Here is a 15,093-nt window from a genome sequence, read left to right as displayed (position 1 = left end):
GCGTGGACTGCGGATGGGCTCCGCCCAACGGCGCCTATTAGGCTGGAACGGCACCTTGTGCTGATGTACCCAGGCCGAAGACAAGGACCGGAACCACCATGACATCCCGTATCGAGCTCGCCCGCGTCGATCTACGCGGTCGCACTCCCACCACCGCGCAACTGCGCACCGCGCTGCCGCGCGGCGGGGTCGATGTGGACTCGGTACTCCATCAGGTGCGGCCCGTGGTCGAGGCCGTCCGCGACCGCGGCGCGGCCGCCGCGCTCGAATTCGGGGCGAAATTCGACGGGGTCACCCCGGAATCCGTCCGGGTCCCGGCGGACCGGCTGGCCGCCGCCCTGGACGAGCTCGATCCGGCCGTACGCACGGCACTCGAGGTCGCGATCGAACGCACCCGCACCGTCCACGCCGACCAGCGGCGCACCGATACCACCACCGCGGTGGTGCCCGGCGGCACCGTGACCGAACGCTGGGTCCCGGTGGAGCGGGTCGGGTTGTACGTGCCCGGCGGTAACGCCGTCTACCCGTCCAGTGTCGTGATGAACGTGGTCCCGGCCCAGGCCGCCGGGGTGGACTCGCTGGTGGTGGCCTCGCCGCCACAGCAGCAGTTCGGCGGGCTCCCGCACCCGACCGTCCTGGCCGCGGCCCGGCTGCTGGGCGTCGAGGAAGTGTGGGCGGTCGGCGGTGCGCAGGCGGTGGCGCTGCTGTCCTACGGCGGCACCGATACCGACGGCGCCGAGCTGCTGCCGGTCGATCTGATCACCGGTCCCGGCAATATCTACGTCACCGCCGCCAAACGACTGTGCCGCGGCCTGGTCGGGATCGACGCCGAGGCGGGCCCCACCGAGATCGCCGTCCTGGCCGACGCCACCGCCGATCCGGTGCACGTGGCGGCCGATCTCATCAGCCAGGCCGAACACGATGTGCTCGCCGCCAGTGTGCTGGTGACCGACAGCCTCGAACTCGCCGATGCCGTGGATGCCGCGCTCACCGCGCAGCTGGCCGTGGTGAAGCACGTCGAACGGGTCACCGCCGCGCTGACCGGCACCCAGTCGGGGACCGTGCTGGTCGACGATATCGATCAGGGCTTGCGAGTGGTCAACGCCTACGCCGCCGAACACCTCGAGATCCAGACCGCGGATGCCGCCGGCGTAGCCGCGCGGGTACGCAGCGCCGGTGCGATCTTCGTGGGCCCCTACGCCCCGGTGAGCCTCGGCGACTACTGCGCCGGATCCAACCACGTCCTGCCCACGGCCGGCTGCGCCCGGCACTCGTCGGGTCTCAGTGTGCAGACCTTCCTGCGGGGGATCCACGTCGTGGAGTACAGCGAGTCGGCCCTGAAAGACGTGGCCGGACATGTGGTCGCGCTGGCCGACGCCGAAGATCTGCCCGCGCACGGGCAAGCCGTCCGCGCCCGTTTCGAGGCGCTGTCGTGACCACACCCGACTCCGAAAAGAGCACCGCGATCACCGTTCCCGGATCCGCCATCGGGCTCGACGCGTTGCCGCTGCGCGAGAACCTGCGGGGCAAATCCCCCTACGGCGCACCGCAACTCAGCGTTCCGGTGCAGCTCAACACCAACGAGAACCCGCATCCACCGAGTCGGGCACTGGTCGACGAAGTGGCCGCGGCCGTCCGGGCCGCGGCCGCCGATCTACACCGCTACCCGGATCGCGACGCGGTCGCGCTGCGCACCGATCTCGCGGCCTATCTCACCAGGCAAACCGGGTTCGCCGTGGATACCTCCAATGTGTGGGCGGCCAACGGCTCCAACGAGATCCTGCAGCAGCTGCTGCAGGCGTTCGGCGGACCCGGCCGGCGGGCGCTCGGTTTCGTTCCGTCGTATTCGATGCATCCGATCATCTCCGAGGGCATCGATACCGAATGGGTCGAGGCGAAACGCGGCGCCGATTTCGCCATCGATATCGACGCCGCGCTGGCCGCCATCGCCGAACGCCGGCCCGACGTCGTCTTCGTGACCAGCCCGAACAACCCCACCGGGCACAGTGTCGCGCCCGCCGACCTGGCCCGGATCCTCGACGCGGCACCCGGAATCGTCATTGTGGACGAGGCCTACGCCGAGTTCTCCGCGGCGCCCAGCGCCATCGGCCTCATCGACCGGTACCCGGCGAAACTCGTCGTCAGCCGGACGATGAGCAAGGCGTTCGCGTTCGCAGGCGGTCGCCTCGGCTATCTCGTCGCCGCCCCCGCGGTCATCGACGCGCTATTGCTGGTGCGGCTGCCGTACCACCTCTCGGTGGTGACCCAGGCGGCGGCGCGGGCCGCGCTGCGGCATGCCGACGAAACCCTGGGCAGTGTCGCCGAACTGGCCGCCCAACGCGACCGGGTCGCCCGGGAGCTGACCGAGATGGGGTACGAGGTGGTGCCCAGTGATGCGAACTTCCTGCTGTTCGGCAAATTCGAGAACGCCGCGCGCGCCTGGCAGCACTACCTGGACGAAGGTGTGCTGATCCGCGATGTCGGAATCGGCGGATACCTGCGCGCCACCATCGGATTGGCCGCCGAGAACGACGAATTCCTGCGGGCCGGCGCGAAACTGGCCGCCACCGAATTGACAGCGCAGCGCTGATCACCGAGATGGAAGAGAGTATGAACCGAACCGCGCGGGTCGAGCGCACCACCAGGGAATCGAGCATCGTGGTGGACCTGAACCTGGACGGCACCGGAAAAACCGATATCTCCACCGGTGTCCCGTTCTACGACCATATGCTCACCGCGCTCGGCACCCACGCCAGTTTCGATCTGACCGTGCGCGCCGACGGCGATATCGAGATCGAAGCGCACCACACCGTCGAGGACACCGCGATCGTGTTCGGGCAGGCACTCGGGCAGGCGCTCGGCGACAAGAAAGGCATCCGCCGGTTCGGCGACGCCTACATTCCGATGGACGAGACCCTGGCACATGCCGCGGTGGACGTCTCCGGGCGGCCCTACTGCGTGCACACCGGTGAACCGGACCATCTGCTGCACGCCGTGATCCCCGGCGCACCGGTCCGGGGTCGCAACGATCCCGGGGCGCCGTATTCGACGGTACTCAACCGGCACGTCTTCGAATCGATCGCCCTCAATGCCCGGATCGCGCTGCACGTCCGGGTGCTCTACGGCCGCGACCAGCATCATGTGACCGAAGCGGAGTACAAGGCGGTGGCCCGCGCGCTGCGCACCGCCGTGGAACCCGACCCGCGCGTACAGGGCGTGCCCTCGACCAAGGGAACACTGTGATGCGGCGATACCTTCGCCTTCGCTGCGGCCGCCGCGGCCGCATGGAGAGCGACAGTGGGGGTGGTGTGATGGGTTACCTGGGCTCTTGCCTCCGCGAACCGCATGCATCCGACAGGGAGAAGGCACTGTGACTTCGGTGGTTCTGCTGGACTACGGGTCCGGGAATCTGCATTCCGCCGAACGGGCGCTGGTCCGGGCCGGTGCGCGGGTCGAGGTGACCGCGGACCCCGAGGCCGCGCTCGCCGCCGACGGCCTGGTGGTTCCGGGTGTCGGTGCCTTCGCCGCCTGCATGGCCGGGCTGCGGGCGGTGCGCGGGGAGCGGATCATCGGTCAGCGGCTGGCCGGTGGGCGGCCGGTACTGGGTATCTGCGTGGGGATGCAGATCCTGTTCGATCGCGGCGTGGAGTTCGGGGTGGAGACCGACGGTTGCGGCGAGTGGCCGGGCACCGTCGACAAACTCGAGGCGCCGGTTCTGCCGCATATGGGCTGGAACACCGTTTCCGCGCCCACGGACAGCGTCCTCTTCGCCGGAATGGACCCCAGTACCCGGTTCTATTTCGTGCACACCTACGCTGCCCGTACCTGGGAACTGCCACCCAGCGACCATCTCGCCGCACCCCGGCTGACCTGGTGCGAGTACGGTACCGGCCGGTTCCTGGCCGCCGTGGAGAACGGCGCGCTCTCGGCCACGCAGTTCCACCCGGAGAAGTCGGGCGACGCCGGTGCACAGCTGCTCTCCAACTGGGTGAAATCGATCTGACCCGGCGCCGTGCGCGGTACAGGCCCTCACCGCCGCGTGCGGCGGGCCTTCGGATCTATGCGGGTAAGGCCGCCGTCGAACAGCTCACCCGTAGTTGGGCACTGGAACTCGCCGCACACGGTATCCGGGTCGACGCGGTGGCCCCGGGGCCGACCGAAAGCGAGGCACTGGACCGGATGGGGCTGTCCGGCGCCGCTGTCGAACAGCTGAAAGCGCAGGAGACCGCCGGGATTCCGCTCGGTACCCGGGGCCGCCCCGAAGATATCGCGCCGTAGGTGGCCGCCCTGGCGCGACCGGATTCGTGGGTGACCGGTCAGGTGATCGGTATCGACGGCGGCTACGCGGTGGCCTGACCGCGGCAGTCGGCTAGGCCGCGTTTCATAAGCCCGATGGTGTGGGATGGAACCCGTTGTCCGGGTTGAGAAGTTGGTGATGTGGCGAGGTCTCCGGTAGTTGGTTGAACGACCAAGCACAACCGGAAACCAACCGGAGACCTCGTGAACAGCGTAACGGCAACGTGCCGTGCGGATCTGACTGATGCTCAGTGGGCGAAACTGAAACCGCTACTACCTGCTGGTATGAAGCCGGGTCGGCCACCGCGGTGGTCGAAACGCCGGTTGATCGACGGGATCCGGTGGCGGATCCGGACCGGCAGCCCGTGGCGTGATATTCCGACAACGTATGGGCCGTGGCAGACGGTGTACGGGTTGTTCCGCCGCTGGCAGCGTGACGGCACGTGGGAATCGATACTGACCGCGCTGCAAGCCCACGCCGACGCGGGCGGCGAGATCGAGTGGACGGTGAGCGTGGACTCCACGATCGCCCGTGCGCACCAGCATGCGGCGGGTGCCCGCCGCGACTTCGACGGTCAGGTCGAACCGGCGGGTGGTTTCGACGACGAACCCGCTGACCACGGTCTGGGACGGTCGCGGGGTGGGTTCACCACGAAGCTGCATCTGGCCGCCGACCAGGGCCAGCGGCCGTTGGCTCTGGTGATCACACCTGGTCAGTGGGCCGATTGCCCGCAGTTCACGACGGTGCTCGGCGAAATACGGGTGCCGCGACTCGGGGTCGGTGGCACCCGGTCGCGACCGGATCGGGTCCTGGCCGACAAAGCCTATTCCTCGGCGGCCAACCGTGCTTACCTGCGGCAACGCGGGATCAAGGCAACCATCCCGATCAAGGCCAGGCAGCGCATCGCGTGGCCAAAGGAAACGCTGGCGGCCGGCCGCCAGCGTTCGACCCGAACCTCTACAAACTGCGCCACGCCGTGGAATGCACGATCAGCCGCCTCAAACAGCACCGCGCAGTCGCCACCCGCTATGACAAACTCGCTGTCCGCTACCTGGCCACGGTCCGCGTCGCCGCAATCAACCTGTGGTTATCCGGCCACGACTTATGAAACGCGGCCTAAGCGGCGCATTTGGCGTTCGGCGGTGGCGGGGGCGCGGCCACGATGCCCCGGGCCACATCGACCACATAGTCACGGTTGCCGTCGAGCGGTTCGGTACCCAGGGCGAGCCGCTCCACCACACAACCGGCCTCGAACAGGGCCGGGCCGATATTGTGGCGCCCGGGTTCGACCATTCCGTTCAGGGTTCGCCCGCTGACGATGGAATACAGCGTGCTGGGTTTACCGGCGAGCATGAGCGCGGCCCGCATCTGAGTGCTGGCCGCGTAGGGCACCACCTCGTCGGCCGTGCCGTGGATGAGGAAAGCGTGCCGGATACCCATCCGGCCGGCCTGCAGCGCCGGGGAGCGGTCGGCATAGGCGAGCGGGCAGATGACGGGCACACAATTGCCGGCGTCCCGCTGGATCTGCGCCTGGAGGGCGGGGTAGTCGGCGGCGGGCCCCGACCAGTGGGTGAACAGATCCGAGGGGCCGAAGGTGTCCACCCAGTAGTCGAACAGTCCGGCCGGGCCGTAGGCGGCGGCCAGTCCGGAGGTCATCGCACCCTGGCTCCAGCCCCACAGGATAGTGCGCGCCACACCGGGATGCGTTGCTTTGTACCACTGGGTGGCGGCGACCAGATCCTGCCATCCGGCCCACAGATTCCATTCCCCGGTGCGCCACCGAGCACTGCCGCGCATATCCATCGAGACGACCGGAGTTCCGGTGCGCGCGGCGATCGAGGTGAGGTATTCGGAGTACTGGGCCGCCGAACCCTTGTGCCCGTGCGCGGCCACGACCAGCGCGTTGCCGACCGTACAGCCGCGTGGTTCGTAGACCAGGCCGGTGGCCTGCTCACCGTCGACCGGTACCGAGATCGGCCGGCTCTGGACCGCGCACGCCTGGGTCGCGGCGGCGGGCGCCCCGGCCAGCAGCGTCGCCGTCAATGCCGGTAACAGCACCCCGGCCAGGAAGCTCACTGCGCGTCTGCTCATCCTTCGAATATTCCACGGCGCGGGCCACATTCGCAGGAACCCGGCCGGACGGGCCGGGGGTGTCGGATCCCGCCGCTAGCATCCGGGCCATGTATTCGATCAGTACCGCGCAGCGCCGTGCCCGGATCGGCGTCCGCCACCGGCTCTCCGGCGCACACCGTAGCGCCGATCCGGCCGAGATCACGCGGTCGATGGTGGTACTGCACGCCACCGATCCCGCCACCGTGCACCTGTCGGTGGCGGCCCGCGGTCACGACCTGGGCCCGGTGCAGGTGGAACAGGCCTTGTACGAGGACCGGTCGCTGGTGCGGATGCTGGCGATGCGGCGCACCATGTTCGTCGCGCCGGTCGATCTGGTGCCCGTACTACACGCCTCCTGCGGCACCGATCTCGCGGCCCGACAGCGCCGGACCTACGCGCGATACCTGGAGCAGGCGGGGATCGGGGCGGGCGATGCCCCGGGCTGGCTCGCCGAAGTCGCCGAGCGTACGCATCGAGCGCTGCTCGCACGCGGCAGCGCCACCGGGGCCCAGTTGAGCAAGGACGTTCCCGAACTGCGGACGCAGATCGATACCGCGCCGGAGAAGCCGTATTCGCGGGCCACCAATATCACCAGCTGGGTGCTGGTGTTGCTCGGCACCGAGGGCCGGATCGTGCGGGCCCGGCCGAACGGTACGTGGTCGAGCAGCCAGTACTCGTGGGCGCCGGTGGAGTCCTGGCTACCCGGCCCCCTCGGCGATATCGAGGCCGAGGCGGCCCGCACCGAACTGGTCCGGGCGTGGTTGCACACCTTCGGGCCCGCACCGATCGGCGATATCAAATGGTGGACCGGATGGACGCTGGGACAGGTCCGCAAGGCACTCGCCGGGATCGATACCGTCGAGGTCGATCTCGACGGCACCCCGGGGCTGATCCTGGCCGGCGATCTCGAGCCGGTGCCCGATCCGCCGCCGTGGGCGGTGCTGCTACCCGCACTGGACCCGACTCCGATGGGTTGGCAGTCGCGCTCCTGGTATCTGGGCGAACATCAGCCCCGGCTGTTCGACCGCAACGGCAATATCGGCCCGAGCATCTGGTACGACGGCCGGATCGTGGGCGGCTGGGCACAGCGCAAGGACGGCGAGATCGTGACACGGATCCTGGAGGATATCGGCGCCGAGGCACAATCGCTGGTTGCGGCCGAGGCCGAACGCGCCGCCGGCTGGTTCGGTGCGGTGCGCCCGATTCCACGGTTCCGTACTCCGCTCGAACGCGAACTCACCGCATGACCGGGGCCGCGAATTCGAAGTAGATTGTCCGATATGCGTATTCGGCCCTTCCACGAAACCGACCGCGACGCGTTGCGGCAGCTGTTCGTACGCGCCGGGGAGGGCTCCCCTACCGAAAGCCTCTGGGGGCATCCGGAATCGGAGGCCGGAATCTATCTCGAACCCTATATGGACCACGAGCCGGAGTCGCTGTTCCTGGCCGAGGACGACGGTGCACTCGTCGGTTACCTCACCGGCTGCCTCGACACCGCGGCTTTCCTCAGCGAGGAACAGCGGATCGCCGACGCCATCCGGCGGCACCGGCTCGTACTGCGCCGCCGCCCGGCCGCTTTCTTCGCCCGCAGTGCGCTCGACGCGGCCGCGGTGGCGCTGCGCCGCGATCCGAGCGCGGGCGAGATACGCGATCCGCGCTGGCCGGCGCATCTGCATATCAATATCGCTCCCGAAGCGCGCGGTACCGGTGCGGCGGACGGGCTGATGCACCGGTGGTTCGATCGGCTGACCGCGACAGGCGCACCGGGTTGCCATCTGCAGACGCTGGTCGAGAACACCAGGGCCGTCCGGTTCTTCGAGCGGATGGGTTTCACCGCCTACGGCCCCACGCCGCTGGTGCCCGGTCTGCGCTACCGGGGTGCGCGGGTACACCAGCGGACCATGATCCGCGCTTGATCCGCGGCGCCCCCGAGCGGTGCGGCGCGTGTTTCCGAGTATTCGGTCAGCTGCTTCGGGTATCCGCGGCGGCGGTGTGCGCGTCGAGTATCCGGGTGAGCAGGGCGACGAGCGTCCGGCGCTCCGGCGCGGACAACGCGGTGAGCAGTTCGTCCTGCGCCCGGTCCAGCCTGCGGTCCAGCTCGTCCAGGTGCGCGCCACCCGCTTCGGTGAGAGTGACGATGTTGCGGCGGCGATCGTCGGGATCGGCGGACCGATCGGCTAAGCCACGCGCGACGAGGTCGTTGAGGACCGCCACCATATCGCTGCGGTCGATTTTGGTGCGCCGGCCGAGTTCGGCCTGACTGGCGGCGCCGGCCTCCCGCAGCGTGGTGAGCACGGCGTAGTGATGCCGCCGCGATCCGGTATCGGCCAGCGCCTGCTCGGTGGCGCGGTCGGCAAGAAGTGCGGTCTGGTTGATCAGTCGCGTCGGCAGCGAGCGAAGCCTGCCGGGGACGTCCTCGTGCGCGATCTTCATACCCGGAATGTAGCAAGCAATTGTTGGCAATCCCCACAAATTGGTTTATCGTTGGAGTTACCAACATTGGCTGCTCCAACAATTAGCGGAAGGCTACCGCCGTGAAGATTCGTCGCCGCCTGGTGCCCCTGACCCTGTTCTCCACGACCGCCGCCGGGGCGGCGGTCGCAGCCGGTGTGCACCTTGCCGCCGACCGGCCCGGGCGCGCACTGTGCGAACTCACCGATCGCGCCGAACTCACCGCCCTCGTCGACCGGCTGGCCCGCGCGTTGGACGACGGGGATTTCGACCAGTTCCGGACGATCTACACCAGCGACGCCACCGCACGCACCCCGGGCGGCGAGGCCGCCGGCCGTGATGCACTGATGGCCCAGGCGGCACGTAACCACTCCCCGGACCGGGTGATCCAGCATTTCGTCAGCAATACCGCGATCGAACTGGCCACCGATACCGCCGAGATCCGGGCGAACCTACTCGCGGTATTCGCTCCCGCCACCACCGACGGCACCCTGCCGAACCCGGGCTTCACCCTGGGTGAGATCTACCGTTTCTCCGCACGACGCCTGCCCGAGGGCTGGCGGCTGACCCGCGTGCATTCGACGCCGGTCTGGTCCGTCGGCACCCGGTTCTGAACCGGAACACCGGACCACCGCGAACCTCCCGCTCCGGAACATGCTCCGGTCAGCGAGTGGTCCACGGCGCGTGGATCAGCGCCTCCGCGTCCTCGCCGGCGAGATCGATATCGAATACCTCGGTGAGAACCTTCGGCAACTGCGCGAGCTCGAATTCCCGGGAGACGCTCGTCCCGTCGGGATACTCCGTGGTCATAGCGCGCCCGTCCAGCGTGTGGTGCACTCCGGGCAGAAAACGCTGCACGAACGGGCGCTGGGTGAAAGGGGAGCGCGGCGAGGTGGAGACGAAGTGATTGCCCACCTCGTAATCGATCCGGTACTGCGGATCCATGGTGAATGTGTAGCGGTCGACCCATCCAGCACCGACGAACTGGTGCAGTACCCACTGGTCCCCGCCCAGTTCACCGCGGGTGCGTTCGAGCCGGAACCGCCAGCCGCCGAGGCGGAATTCTTCCGGCTCGTCGACGAGGGCATACGGTTCGGACGGCCCGTGGCCGAAACCCACATCGGCCAGCCACACCCGGTCGTCGTCGGCCACCGTGACCCGCAGCAGCGCGTGGGTGGCCGGACGAAGACCGCCCGACCCCATGGTGACCCGGCCGGACAGACCCGTGATGCCGAACCCGAAGCGCTCCAGTGCCGCCGCGAACAGGACGACGTTCTCGTAGCAGTAACCCCCGCGCCGCCGCCGGATCAGTTTGTCCTGCAGGGTTTCCAGGTCCAGTGGGACCGGCCGCCCCAGCACCGCCTCCAGATTCTCGAACGGTACGGCGGTGGTGTGCGCGGCGACCAGGTCGCGCAACACGGACAACGTCGGAGTGCGCGGGCCGGTGTATGCGATCCGCGTCAGGTACGCGTCCAGATCCAGTGCATCGCCGTTCCAGTGATACGCGGCATCCGCCGGCTTCGACATAGCATCCTCTTTCGTCCGGGTCCGTCACGAGCAACCACACGGAGTGCGCTGGTGTTCCGGCGCGGACGCGGGCGCCGACCGCGCCCTACATGTCGAGACCGAGGTCGAGCACCCGGACCGAATGGGTGAGCGCCCCGACCGCCAGGAAATCGACACCGGTTCGCGCATAGCCTGCGGCCATGTCCAGGGTGAGACCGCCGGAGGATTCCAGCTTTGTGCCCGGCGCTTTCGCGTTGCGGCGCTGGACCGCGGCCTGGGTCTGCCAGAGCGGGAAGTTGTCGAGCAGGATCAATTGGACGTTCTCGCCGAGTACGGCGTCGAGCTGGTCGAGGTCGTCGACCTCGACCTCGCATTCGATATCCGGGGCGGCCGCGCGGACCGCGCGCAGCGCCGCCACCACCGACCCCGCGGCGACGACATGGTTGTCCTTGATGAGCGCGGCGTCGCCGAGACCCATCCGGTGGTTCACCCCGCCGCCGGCCCGCACCGCGTACTTCTGCAGCGCCCGCAGCCCGGGCAGCGTTTTGCGGCTGTCCCGGATGCGGCAGTCGGTTCCGGCGACCGCGTCCACCCAGGCGGCGGTGGCGCTGGCGATACCGGAAAGATGGCACATCAGGTTGAGCATCGTGCGTTCGGCGGTGAGCAGGCCGCGGGTCGGCGCCACCAGGCCCAGGACCGTGTCGCCGGGCGCGACGCGAGTGCCGTCGGGCACCCGCTCGGTGACTTCGTAGCCGCCCGCGCCGATCACCTCGTCGAGCACGAGCACGCCGATATCGATACCGGCGACCGTGCCCGGCTGGCGGGCGACCACCGCGGCCTTCACCGCCGCGTCCGCCGCGACCGTGGCCGTGGTGGTGATATCGGGCCCGTACCGCAGGTCTTCGTCGAGCGCGGTGCGGATGAGACCGCGCACTTCCGCGAGATCCAGACCGGGATCCAACGTCATTGTCATCTCCTTGTTTCCGATTCCACCGCGGACGCGTGCGTCGGCGGGATCGCTTCGTCACCGGACAGCGGATCGGCCGGTCTCGGCCGGGTGGGCGTCGCGTAGGCCCGTATCGGCCGGTCGCTCATGACGGCGCCGCCAGCGGGGCCTGCTGGGCCAGCACCCGCGGAGCGCCGGTGGCATCCAGCCGCACCACCGTCCCCTGTGCCGCGCTCGCCACCGCGTGCGGATGATCCGAGCGAGTGTGGCAACCGCGGCTCTCGGTGCGTACCCGGGCGGCGAGCAGCAGCGCCCGCGCCGTCACGGTGAGCGCGGCGTCCTCGAATCGGGCGACGAGATCCGCCGGTGCACCGGCCCCGCCTGCCGAGGCACCGTCACCCACCCGAGGCGACTCGTCGTACCGCGCGGTGTCGAGTATCCCGGCCGCGAGCGCCAGACCGGCCCCGTCTCGGACGACCGAGGCGTGCTCGGTCATCGTCTGCTGGAGCAGGCTGCGCGACAGCGCGGGCCGGAAGGGCCGAGGCCTGCCCGCCGCGTTCGCCGGTTCGCCCAGCCGTTCCATCGCCGCGAGCCCGGCGCGCTCACCCATCACCAAACCCTCCAGCAGGCTGTTGGAGGCCAGCCGGTTCGCGCCGTGCAACCCGGTGCGCGCGACCTCCCCGGCCGCGTAGAGCCCGGGTACCCCGGTGCGTCCGTGCAGATCGGTGACCACACCGCCGCACTGGTAGTGCGCGGCGGGCACCACCGGGATCAGATCGCGGCGGGGGTCGATACCGGCGGCGCGACAGGACATCGTGATCGTGGGAAAACGCCGGGTGAACCCGTCTACTTCGCGGGCGTCGAGGTAGACGTGGTCGTCGCCGAGCAGTCGCATCCGGGCGGCGATGGCCCGCGACACCACATCGCGGGGCGCCAGATCTCCGCGCGGATGGACACCGGCGGTCACCGAGTCGCCCCGCGAGTCGACCAGCCGCGCGCCTTCTCCCCGGACCGCCTCACTGATCAGCGGCCGACGGCCGACGCCGTTCGGTGTGTAGAGGATGGTGGGATGGAACTGCACGAACTCCAGATCCGCGACCGCCGCTCCCGCCCACAGAGCCAGGGCGACACCGTCGGCGGTGGCCCCGGCCGGGTTGGTGCTCGACGCGTACAGCTGGCCGAAACCGCCGGTCGCCAGCAGGGCCGCCGGCGCATGCACGACCCCGGCGCCCCGCTCGGAGACGGCGATCACGCCCTGGACCCCGGCCGGGCCCGTGACGACCTCGAGCACGGCTGTCCCGAACAGCACGGGCATTCCCGCCGCCGATAGCGCGCGCTGCACCTCCGCGCCGGTCGCGTCGCCACCGGCGTGAATGATGCGGCGGGTGCTGTGCCCGCCCTCCCGGGTCCGCGAGATCTGGCCGTCGCGTCCGAGGTCGAACACCGCGCCCAGATCAGTGAGCGCGGCGACCGCGTCGGGTCCGGCCTCCACAATGGACCGCACCGCGTCGGGATCGCACAATCCGCCGCCGGCCGCGAGGGTGTCGGCGACATGGGAATCCGCCGAATCACCGTGCGGAGCGACGACCGCGATACCGCCCTGCGCGTATTGGGTGGCCGTATCGCTGGGGCCGCCCTTGCTGAGGATCAGCACCCGCAGACCGCGGCGTGCCGCCGCGCGCGCCGCGGTGAGCCCGGCGACGCCACCGCCGATCACCACCAGGTCCGCGTGCTCTTCCCAGGCGTGACCCCACTGTGCACCGGTCATCGTGGCCACCGCCGCACGATCACGGTCGCGCCCAGGAGCGCACCGCCGTCGGCGGGAAGCACTGCCGGATCTGTGCGCCGGACGAGGGCCGGCTACCGGGCGAGCACATCATTCGCCGCCGCCGGAATTGCCGATTTCGATCATGCGCTGGACCGAATGCCGAGCCAGCGCGGCGGTCTCGGTATCGACGTGCACTTCGTCGCGATTCTCGGCGAGGCAGCGCAACAGGGCCGCGGGGGTGATCATCTTCATGTACTTGCAGGCGGCGCGATCGTTCACGGCCTGGAAATCGATTCCGGGGGCCGCCTTGCGCAGCTGGTGCAGCATCCCGACCTCCGTCGCAACCAGCACCTGGTTCGATTTCGCGGCGCGGGCGGCGTCGATCATGCCGCCGGTCGACAGGATGTGCACCCGGTCGGCGGGGAATTCGCCCTCCCCGGCCAGGTACAGCGCGGAAGTGGCGCAACCGCATTCGGGGTGCACGAAGAGTTCGGCGTCGGGGTGGGCGCGGGCCTGTTCGTTGAGCTCGTCGCCGTTGATACCGGCGTGGACGTGGCATTCGCCCATCCAGATGTGGATGTTCTCCCGGCCGGTCTCCCGTTTCACGTGCGCGCCGAGGAACTGGTCGGGCAGGAACAGCACCTCGCGATCGGGGTCGATGGAGGCGACCACGTCGACGGCATTGGAGGAGGTGCAGCAGATATCGGTGAGCCCCTTCACTGCTGCGGTGGTGTTGACGTAGGACACCACGACCGCGCCGGGATGGTCGGCCTTCCATTCGCGCAGTTGCTCGGCCGTGATCGAATCGGCCAGCGAGCATCCGGCGCGCTGGTCGGGGATCAGCACGGTCTTGTCCGGGCTCAGGATCTTGGCGGTCTCGGCCATGAAGTGGACGCCGCAGAAGACGATGGTGCCCTCGGGGGCTTCGGCCGCGATCCGCGACAGCGCCAGCGAGTCGCCGACGTGGTCGGCCACGTCCTGGATCTCGGGCAGCTGATAGTTGTGCGCGAGAATGGTCGCATTGCGCTGTCGCGCCAGCCGTTTCACCTCGGCCGCCCACTCCGGTGTCGGCTCGACACCGGTATAGCCCGTTGGCCCGTCGCTGATCCGCTCCCGCAATGCGGTACCCGGCGCCGGGGCCAATTCTGCTCCCATCGTCGCCATGGTCGCTCCTTCCTCCGCGCGATCGGCGCCTCTGCCGATTCGCACTCAACCAGGTTTTCGACTTATGATCGAAAACGTGGACCAGTTTAGCACCATCCATGAATCGCTCACCGCGGTGTTCCAGGTTCGCCGGTTCCCCGCGAACATCGCCCCAGGTGAGAGCGGCCGTAGCGGCACAGTGGACCGTCCGGGCGGGCACAGCGAGCTCGCCGTGCTGCTGTGGCAGCGCGCGCTCGACCCGCAACGCGGGACCTGGTCGCTACCGGGCGGCCGGCTGCGCAACGACGAGGATCTGGACACCTCGGCCCGCCGCCAGCTCGCCGAGAAGGTGGACGTCCGCGAGGTGAACCATCTCGAACAGCTGTCGGTGTTCAGCGCCCCGGACCGCATCCCCGGACCGCGCCGGATCGCCTCGGCATACCTGGGGCTGGTCCCCCTCACCGCCGACCCGCGACTGCCCGACGACACCTCCTGGCATCGGGTGGCAGCCCTGCCGGAGATGTCGTTCGACCACGGCACGGTGGTCCAGCACGCCCGCACCCGCCTCGCCGCGAAACTCTCCTACACGAATATCTCGTTCGCGCTGGCCCCCGAGCGTTTCACCATGTCCACACTCCGGGAAATCTATTGCGCCGCACTGGGTTACGATGTCGACACCACGAACCTGCAACGCGTCCTGACCCGGCGCAAGGTGATCACCCCCACCGGCGACACCGCCGCCCCGGGCCGCACCGGCGGACGCCCCGCGTCGGTCTACCGATTCACCGATTCCGGGCTTCGGGTCACCGACGAGTTCGCCGCGCTGCGCCCTCGCGCCTGAGCGTTCGAGCCCCGTGCCCGAGCCTTCGA

Annotated in this window: 15 protein-coding genes and 1 pseudogene; 10 read left to right on the top strand and 6 right to left on the bottom strand. The window is 69.3% G+C overall.

Annotation, left to right across the window (positions count from 1 at the left end; genetic code table 11):
- The first annotated feature begins 98 nt into the window (after positions 1 to 98).
- The 6 genes and pseudogenes from hisD (at position 99) to OG804_RS31570 (ending at position 5,405) form a co-directional block, all read left to right on the top strand.
- On the top strand, positions 99 to 1,436 hold the full coding sequence (gene hisD, locus OG804_RS31595; RefSeq protein ID WP_328392303.1) for a histidinol dehydrogenase: 1,338 nt from the start codon (positions 99 to 101) through the stop codon (positions 1,434 to 1,436).
- Entirely contained in the window at positions 1,433 to 2,590 is a 1,158-nt protein-coding gene (locus OG804_RS31590; protein ID WP_328392302.1) for a histidinol-phosphate transaminase, read from the top strand. The genes hisD and OG804_RS31590 overlap by 4 nt, the downstream gene beginning before the upstream one ends.
- A 20-nt stretch (positions 2,591 to 2,610) precedes the next feature.
- The gene (hisB, locus tag OG804_RS31585; RefSeq protein WP_328392301.1) at positions 2,611 to 3,243 is read left to right on the top strand and encodes an imidazoleglycerol-phosphate dehydratase HisB; all 633 of its coding nucleotides are present in this window, start codon (positions 2,611 to 2,613) and stop codon (positions 3,241 to 3,243) included.
- A 136-nt stretch (positions 3,244 to 3,379) separates the two neighbouring features.
- Entirely contained in the window at positions 3,380 to 4,003 is a 624-nt protein-coding gene (hisH, locus tag OG804_RS31580; RefSeq protein ID WP_442941921.1) for an imidazole glycerol phosphate synthase subunit HisH, read from the top strand.
- Positions 3,985 to 4,278 carry an SDR family oxidoreductase gene (locus tag OG804_RS31575; RefSeq protein WP_328398881.1) on the top strand — a complete coding sequence of 98 codons (294 nt, stop codon included), beginning with the start codon at positions 3,985 to 3,987 and terminating at the stop codon, positions 4,276 to 4,278. Before hisH ends, OG804_RS31575 begins: the two co-directional genes overlap by 19 nt.
- A gap of 303 nt (positions 4,279 to 4,581) precedes the next feature.
- Positions 4,582 to 5,405, top strand: a pseudogene (locus OG804_RS31570) (IS5 family transposase).
- A gap of 8 nt (positions 5,406 to 5,413) precedes the next feature.
- Here OG804_RS31570 and OG804_RS31560 read toward each other — a convergent pair.
- Positions 5,414 to 6,388 carry an alpha/beta hydrolase family protein gene (locus OG804_RS31560; protein WP_328392299.1) on the bottom strand — a complete coding sequence of 325 codons (975 nt, stop codon included), beginning with the start codon at positions 6,386 to 6,388 and terminating at the stop codon, positions 5,414 to 5,416.
- Between the two features lie 89 nt (positions 6,389 to 6,477).
- Here OG804_RS31560 and OG804_RS31555 point away from each other — a divergent pair, with 89 nt between their 5' ends.
- The gene (locus OG804_RS31555; RefSeq protein ID WP_328392297.1) at positions 6,478 to 7,656 is read left to right on the top strand and encodes a winged helix DNA-binding domain-containing protein; all 1,179 of its coding nucleotides are present in this window, start codon (positions 6,478 to 6,480) and stop codon (positions 7,654 to 7,656) included.
- A 33-nt stretch (positions 7,657 to 7,689) separates the two neighbouring features.
- Positions 7,690 to 8,325, top strand: coding sequence for a GNAT family N-acetyltransferase (locus OG804_RS31550; RefSeq protein ID WP_328392295.1), 636 nt, complete (start codon positions 7,690 to 7,692; stop codon positions 8,323 to 8,325).
- Between the two features lie 46 nt (positions 8,326 to 8,371).
- Here OG804_RS31550 and OG804_RS31545 read toward each other — a convergent pair whose 3' ends face one another.
- On the bottom strand, positions 8,372 to 8,842 hold the full coding sequence (locus OG804_RS31545) for a MarR family winged helix-turn-helix transcriptional regulator (RefSeq protein WP_328392293.1): 471 nt from the start codon (positions 8,840 to 8,842) through the stop codon (positions 8,372 to 8,374).
- A gap of 101 nt (positions 8,843 to 8,943) precedes the next feature.
- Between OG804_RS31545 and OG804_RS31540 the strand changes: the two genes are divergently transcribed.
- The gene (locus OG804_RS31540; RefSeq protein WP_328392291.1) at positions 8,944 to 9,474 is read left to right on the top strand and encodes a nuclear transport factor 2 family protein; all 531 of its coding nucleotides are present in this window, start codon (positions 8,944 to 8,946) and stop codon (positions 9,472 to 9,474) included.
- A gap of 49 nt (positions 9,475 to 9,523) precedes the next feature.
- Here OG804_RS31540 and OG804_RS31535 read toward each other — a convergent pair whose 3' ends face one another.
- From OG804_RS31535 to nadA, 4 genes are all read right to left on the bottom strand, one after another.
- Positions 9,524 to 10,387, bottom strand: a complete 864-nt coding sequence (locus OG804_RS31535) for an arylamine N-acetyltransferase family protein (RefSeq protein ID WP_328392289.1) — start codon at positions 10,385 to 10,387, stop codon at positions 9,524 to 9,526.
- A gap of 85 nt (positions 10,388 to 10,472) precedes the next feature.
- Positions 10,473 to 11,333 carry a carboxylating nicotinate-nucleotide diphosphorylase gene (nadC, locus tag OG804_RS31530; protein ID WP_442941692.1) on the bottom strand — a complete coding sequence of 287 codons (861 nt, stop codon included), beginning with the start codon at positions 11,331 to 11,333 and terminating at the stop codon, positions 10,473 to 10,475.
- A 124-nt stretch (positions 11,334 to 11,457) separates the two neighbouring features.
- Positions 11,458 to 13,080 carry an L-aspartate oxidase gene (locus OG804_RS31525; protein ID WP_328392285.1) on the bottom strand — a complete coding sequence of 541 codons (1,623 nt, stop codon included), beginning with the start codon at positions 13,078 to 13,080 and terminating at the stop codon, positions 11,458 to 11,460.
- A gap of 108 nt (positions 13,081 to 13,188) precedes the next feature.
- Positions 13,189 to 14,244: a quinolinate synthase NadA gene (gene nadA, locus OG804_RS31520; RefSeq protein ID WP_442941691.1), complete on the bottom strand. Its 1,056-nt coding sequence runs from the start codon at positions 14,242 to 14,244 to the stop codon at positions 13,189 to 13,191.
- A gap of 64 nt (positions 14,245 to 14,308) precedes the next feature.
- Between nadA and OG804_RS31515 the strand changes: the two genes are divergently transcribed.
- On the top strand, positions 14,309 to 15,064 hold the full coding sequence (locus OG804_RS31515) for an NUDIX hydrolase (protein ID WP_442941690.1): 756 nt from the start codon (positions 14,309 to 14,311) through the stop codon (positions 15,062 to 15,064).
- The last annotated feature ends 29 nt before the right edge of the window (positions 15,065 to 15,093 follow it).

The sequence above is a fragment of the Nocardia sp. NBC_00416 genome (assembly GCF_036032445.1).
Taxonomy (GTDB): domain Bacteria; phylum Actinomycetota; class Actinomycetes; order Mycobacteriales; family Mycobacteriaceae; genus Nocardia.
Note: the sequence above shows the minus strand (reverse complement) of the source record. Positions and strands in the feature narration are given on the sequence as shown.

Coding starts and splice junctions, on each gene's coding strand:
- OG804_RS31545 (WP_328392293.1), bottom strand. CDS start 8,842: ATGAAGATCGCGCACGAGGACGTCCCCGGCAGGCTTCGCTCGCTGCCG.
- nadA (WP_442941691.1), bottom strand. CDS start 14,244: ATGGCGACGATGGGAGCAGAATTGGCCCCGGCGCCGGGTACCGCATTG.
- OG804_RS31550 (WP_328392295.1), top strand. CDS start 7,690: ATGCGTATTCGGCCCTTCCACGAAACCGACCGCGACGCGTTGCGGCAG.
- hisB (WP_328392301.1), top strand. CDS start 2,611: ATGAACCGAACCGCGCGGGTCGAGCGCACCACCAGGGAATCGAGCATC.
- OG804_RS31555 (WP_328392297.1), top strand. CDS start 6,478: ATGTATTCGATCAGTACCGCGCAGCGCCGTGCCCGGATCGGCGTCCGC.
- hisD (WP_328392303.1), top strand. CDS start 99: ATGACATCCCGTATCGAGCTCGCCCGCGTCGATCTACGCGGTCGCACT.
- OG804_RS31525 (WP_328392285.1), bottom strand. CDS start 13,080: ATGACCGGTGCACAGTGGGGTCACGCCTGGGAAGAGCACGCGGACCTG.
- OG804_RS31560 (WP_328392299.1), bottom strand. CDS start 6,388: ATGAGCAGACGCGCAGTGAGCTTCCTGGCCGGGGTGCTGTTACCGGCA.
- OG804_RS31535 (WP_328392289.1), bottom strand. CDS start 10,387: ATGTCGAAGCCGGCGGATGCCGCGTATCACTGGAACGGCGATGCACTG.
- nadC (WP_442941692.1), bottom strand. CDS start 11,333: ATGACGTTGGATCCCGGTCTGGATCTCGCGGAAGTGCGCGGTCTCATC.
- OG804_RS31515 (WP_442941690.1), top strand. CDS start 14,309: ATGATCGAAAACGTGGACCAGTTTAGCACCATCCATGAATCGCTCACC.